This is a genomic window from Lactococcus fujiensis JCM 16395, from assembly GCF_002441655.1.
GTDB classification, from domain to species: Bacteria; Bacillota; Bacilli; order Lactobacillales; family Streptococcaceae; genus Lactococcus; species Lactococcus fujiensis.
Window position 1 is genome coordinate 1 of the sequence record NZ_JXJU01000029.1, and the last position, 5,647, is coordinate 5,647.

The window sequence follows — 5,647 nt, forward strand, 5'->3', positions numbered from 1 at the left end:
ATCCCTTATCAGGTCAAAGTAGACCAGCTCCTAGCCTTTTAAATCATAAAATCATTTCTCAATTAGAAATAGTTACAGCAAATCCAGTAGATTATCTATTCAAAAAAAGTATAGAGTTTCAAAATAATGCCTCCAAAGGGTTAATATCAGAAATGGGTAAGATTCATTCGTATGAGACAATTTTATTCGCACATACAAAATTTGCTTATGCTGAAAGTGCGGATGGACGTATTAATTATGTTAGGTTAGGTGATAAGCAAAAAACTCATGCTGCTAATGATGCAACAAGAGGTTATATATCTGCAGTAAAGGGAATTGCATCCAGTGAAACTAGGATAATAGGAGGACTGTCTTTAGCGATAGCCCTAGCAATAGCATCAATGGTATTTTCAGGAATCTCTGTTTTCGTAATGGAATTAGTATTTTCTGCATTTAAGATACCATACTCTGCGGCTGATGCTGTTCTTGCTGTTGTTGACTTATTTTCATCCCTAAATAAAGTGGATAAATATTTTGATCAAATATAATTTCAGATATTTCTAAAAAAGTTATTTGGGAAAGAGGAGCAGTATAAATTTAATGAATTATTTAAAAAAATTACGCATAATGCAACTAACATCAAAAATATTTTTTATATCAATTGTTATCTCATTAGTTCAAATATTATTTTTATATAATAGTGAAATAAGCTACAGCAACTCTGACATTTTGATATTTAAAGCAACAAATTTAGTTATGTTCTTTTTTATAATAAGGTACCTGTATTCGTTTATTAAAAAATTAAATATACTGAAAAAAAATTATCTATTAATGAATACGAAAGAGAGAGATGCAGAAGCAAAGCGACAAATTTTATACAAAGGTTCCTTAATTTATTATAAAAAAATCCAAAGAAACTTTTTTATGTACATATTTTTTATAATCATTATGATTGTAACTTTTAGTTTAATGATAATTAATGGTAGTCCACTGAAAAGATATAATGACAGTTTTTACATTAATAGCATAATAACGGGAGTTATAGAGCTACCTTTTCTTGTCTACTATCTGATATTAGACAAAAAGTAGTAGAAGGGGAAAGTTATTCTTTATTCTCAAGTAACTAAGTAGAACATGAGGAAAAGCTAGANTGATAATTTCTTGTCTAGCTTTTTTAGTTTAATTTTTCAGAAAATTGGTATTTTGCGAACAGTATATAAAATTTATAAAATCACTGCTTATGGATTTTTTTCTAACTTTTTCTTGATTATTGACTATTGATACAACGATTAAAAAAAGAGAACATCTTGTTCTCTTTTTAATTGTCAATTAATATCCACTTTCTTTTTACATAAAGTATTCTTTAATTTATCAGTAAATTAAGAGGTGTTTCATACATTCTATAACCATGTAAAAAGTTCTGTCAATTAAACAGTAGAAATACTGTTACTTGTTTTCAAAAGGATAAATGAAGCCCCACTTCTCCCTTATTTTTGTCATCAATTTCATCACTTCTAAGGTAAAACTGTTGGCAGAAGAAAATTCCTTCTGTTCTATTAATTTTTCCATATCCGAAACTTCATAAGCTAGCGCTTTTAGTGAATCACCAATTTCTATTATTCTCTCGTCACCAGTTTCAGTCTCTACAAATTTTGCTTTTGTCCCACGAGGATAGTCGTATACTTCGATGTACCCTTTATCTCCCGTGATTAAAACTCTTTTAGGTTGTTTAGCCTGCATTGATAAAGTAATAGAGGCCATTTGTACTTCTTTATTTTTTAATACGATTACTGATTGTTCATCAACCCCTGTTTCAAAATATTTTACAGTAGTTAAAATTTCAGTGGGTTGAGAATACATAAATAAACGAGCTACGCTTATAGCATATCCCCCTATATCAAGTAGAGCGCCTCCAGCTAAGTCTGGGTTAAAAAATCTATTATTGATATCATATTCTTTGTGACTCCCAAAATTAACTTGAATCATTTTAACTGTTCCAACAAGTCCCTTGTCAACTTCATCTTTTATTGTTTTCCATAATGGCATATGTAAAACAGTCATTGCTTCCATTAGCACTAATTCATTATCCTTAGCCAATTGGATTAGTTCTTCTAACTCTTCACTGTTAACTGTGATAGCTTTTTCCGAAATAACATTTTTCCCTGCCTCAAGTGACTTTTGAATTATTTCTGAATGTACATGATGAGGTGTAGCTATATAAATAATATCTACTTCTTTATCATTTAATAATTCATCTAAAGAGTAATATATTTTTTTAACTGGGTATTTTTTCATAAATTCTTTTAACTCTTTTGAATTTGTACTAGTTATCGAATAAATTTCTCCATGTATATCACTTAGAGTTTGTGCCATCTCTCCAGCAATCCATCCTGTACCTACAATCCCCCAATTATATTTTCCCATTCTTCTTTTTCTCTCTCTCTATTTTTATGTATGTGCTTTACGTTATCATCACTGTATAGAACTTCTGTAATTTCATTCAAAAAAAAACTATGAGAAACTATCCCAGCTATTGAGTCTAAGACTGTACTTATATATTCTGGAATATCACTATTTTTCCATTGAACATCAATTAAATAATTTCCATGTCTTGTTTTTATTGGCATATTATTTGAAATCCTTAAATTAAAATCAGCATTATAATTTAATAATTTTTTTCTAATTAGTTTTATTGAATTTGGCAAGATTTCACAACAAATCGGTAATTCTGTTTTTTTAGGATCATATAGTTTCTCTTTTGTTACAAGTAAAACATAATGTTTAGAGACTTGAGCCAACATTTTCTCTTCAGTTTGTATCCCTCCTCTTGTTTTCAACGCTTGAAACTTTCTATTAATCCAATCACAGCCATCAAAAGTCCAATCGACTTGATCTACTTCTTCAAATTCAACTAAATTAAGACCCATTTGTTCACACAGATTCTTGGTTTCGTTAGATACTGTCACAATTCTAATGTGCTTAAGAGAACTTTTTTCTAAACTCTTCACAATTAATGATACGTTTCTTCCTCCGCCCAAACCTATAGTTTGCCCATCTTTTATAAGATTTATTGCAAAGTTCGCGATATTTTCTTTCGTAATGATGCACCTCCATGAAATTCATTTACATATCAACTATATCATAAAATTTTATTTAATGCAATTTTTTAAAAAGAAATTATATTTCACATTTTATCTTATATGTGCTATAATAATATATGTAAAGGTTAATATTTATATTAAAAAAATAAAAAAGGATAGATAATGAATATACTCGATCAAATACAAGTTAATTTTCAAAATTTCTTTGAAAGTGAAAAAAAAATAGCTGAATTTATTCTAAAAAATCCTAAAATGGTTATTGACATGCCTATTGCATTACTAGCCAGAAACTCTAATGTAAGTGAAGCAAGTATTTCAAGGTTTTGTAAAAAATTAAATTTGACTGGTTTTCATCAATTAAAAATTGAGCTAGCTAGAATACAAGACAACGAAAATATAAAAGTAAATAAAAACACGTCACTAAATGAATTAATTAGGAATATTAGCAAAATAAAAACTACTGAACTCGTTGCTGCAACTGACAATTTGGATATAGATAATCTAGAAAGCATCATTAAACTTATAACTAATGGTAAACTCATTCATTTTGTTGCATCTGGGAATACTATTCCTGTAGCTAATGATGCAAGTTATCGATTTAATCAACTAGGTATTACATCTGTCGTATTTGATGATTGGCAAGTACAAACAGCTTTTACTTTAAATATGCGAAAAGAAGATTTATTAATAGTCATTTCAAACTCTGGCGAATCAAAGTCTTTGATTAAACTAATTAATATTGCAAAAGGAAAAAAAATTCCTATCATTTCAATAACTAATCATCCTGATTCTCCTATTGCACGACTTTCTAATTTTCATCTAACAAGTTTCAGTAGAGATTATTTCTTCCATAATGACTACTATTTCTCTAGACTCTCAGCAATGTATCTGATTGAATTAATTTTTCTGATACTTTCCCAAGATAAGAGTAGATTAGAAAATATAAAATTGCATGAACAAATTATTTCTGAAGCTAAGCTTTGATTTTTATCTAAATGAAAAAATATAATTAGATATGGAAGGTAGTAAAGGTGGTTGATAATAATATAGATAATACAGTGGATAAAAGAACTGCTTTAGGAATAATATCCATTGGATTTATAAGTTTTTCGGGTATAATTTCAGAGACAAGTATGAATGTCGCTTTCCCCAGTTTAATGAAGTTTTTTAATGTCAGTTTAAATACTGTACAGGGACTCACTAGCTTTTATTTGTTAGATGTGGCAATTGTTATGACTTTAAGCGCTTTTCTAAAACAGAAATTTTTAGAAAGACAACTTTTTTTTATGGCTTTAGGAAGTTTCTTACTAGGTAGCATTATATGTATTTTTAGTATCAACTTTCCAATGCTACTTTTAGGTAGACTTTTTCAAGGTATTTCTACTGGTATAGGAACTCCTCTATTGTTTAATGTAATTTTGGATCGTATTCCTCACAAAGTTATTGGATTATGGATGGGTATTGGAAGTTTAATTATTTCAATAGCTCCATCAATTGGACCATCTTACGGAGGCTTATTAGTAAGTACTGCAGGATGGCGATGGATTTTTATCGGATTACTCACTCTACCAATTATTGCTTTATTCATAGGTAATCGAAATCTTAGTAATTCTGTACGTATTAAGAACATAGTAAAATTAGATTTAGTAGCATTTATTCTGTTATCAACGACTTTGACTAGCTTTATTATAGGAATAAATAGTATAGCTAAAGGTAATATTAATATAATTTTATTGATTGTTTTCTTACTCGCTTTAGGTATGTATATATGGCGAAGCCTTACTTCCTCAAAAACTTTTCTAAATATTAGAGTATTTTCAAATTCTTTTTTCAGTTTTTCTTTGTTACTTTTTGGGATTTATCAATTTTCAAATCTAGCTGTTAATTTTATTATTCCAATATTTTTAGAGAATTCAAAAGGAACTGGTAGTTTATTAGCTGGTTTTTCAATGTTACCGGGTACATTAATTGGAGCTCTTCTTAATCCTAAAGTAGGAAAATTATATGATGCTAAAGGACCTAAGCTTGGGATAATCTTTGGTAATATATTACTAGTCATCTCTTTATCAATTTTATCTATAAATACAGATCAGTTATCTTTTCTAACTATCATGTTCCTCTATATAGGATTTACAGTTGGTAGAAACTTTCCTATGAATACAATAATTACAAATACACTTGATAAAATATCTTTGTCAGATAAAACTAATGCTAATGCTTTCTTTCAAACAACAAACCAATTTTTAGGATCTTTAGGAACTTCAGTTGCTAGTCTTGTTGTTTCAAATTCAACAAGTCTAGAAAAAGGTACCCATAATTTATTTATTTTATTGCTTTGTTTAGCACTATTTAATTTTATAGGTGTCTTCAAAATATTAAATAAAAAGTCTTTAGATTAGAGTTCTGTCATTTTTACTGACTTTCAGCTATTATTTATATTGTAGCTACTCATTTTATTTAATATAAAAAATATAAAGTCACTAAGAATTTTTAGTGACTTTTTATTTTATAAGTTTTTCATTTTTTAGATAATACTTCCTGATTTTTGCATGTTTTTGTCCTTTGTC

The 5,647-nt window shown here is 28.3% G+C and carries 4 protein-coding genes and 1 pseudogene; 3 read left to right on the top strand and 2 right to left on the bottom strand.

The features are described from left to right. Nucleotides 1–527, top strand: a pseudogene (locus RT41_RS10520) (hypothetical protein); the annotation flags it as partial. An 898-nt stretch (nucleotides 528–1,425) separates the two neighbouring features. Here RT41_RS10520 and RT41_RS09835 read toward each other — a convergent pair. Together RT41_RS09835 and rpiA are read right to left on the bottom strand one after the other, a co-directional pair. Beyond that, the gene (locus RT41_RS09835; protein WP_096819214.1) at nucleotides 1,426–2,403 is read right to left on the bottom strand and encodes a Gfo/Idh/MocA family protein; all 978 of its coding nucleotides are present in this window, start codon (nucleotides 2,401–2,403) and stop codon (nucleotides 1,426–1,428) included. Continuing rightward, nucleotides 2,376–3,098 (bottom strand): ribose 5-phosphate isomerase A, encoded by a 723-nt coding sequence (gene rpiA / locus RT41_RS09840; RefSeq protein WP_342743694.1) that lies wholly within the window; start codon nucleotides 3,096–3,098, stop codon nucleotides 2,376–2,378. The genes RT41_RS09835 and rpiA overlap by 28 nt, the downstream gene beginning before the upstream one ends. A gap of 144 nt (nucleotides 3,099–3,242) precedes the next feature. Between rpiA and RT41_RS09845 the strand changes: the two genes are divergently transcribed. Continuing rightward, a complete protein-coding gene (locus RT41_RS09845) occupies nucleotides 3,243–4,064 on the top strand; it encodes a MurR/RpiR family transcriptional regulator (protein ID WP_096819218.1) in 822 nt (273 codons plus the stop codon). Nucleotides 4,065–4,111: 47 nt separating this feature from the next. Then, on the top strand, nucleotides 4,112–5,479 hold the full coding sequence (locus tag RT41_RS09850) for an MFS transporter (protein ID WP_096819220.1): 1,368 nt from the start codon (nucleotides 4,112–4,114) through the stop codon (nucleotides 5,477–5,479). Nucleotides 5,480–5,647: the final 168 nt, after the last annotated feature.

Excerpts from the sequence above, each read along its gene's own strand:
- RT41_RS09835 (WP_096819214.1), bottom strand. The coding sequence starts at position 2,403 with ATGGGAAAATATAATTGGGGGATTGTAGGTACAGGATGGATTGCTGGA.
- RT41_RS09845 (WP_096819218.1), top strand. The coding sequence starts at position 3,243 with ATGAATATACTCGATCAAATACAAGTTAATTTTCAAAATTTCTTTGAA.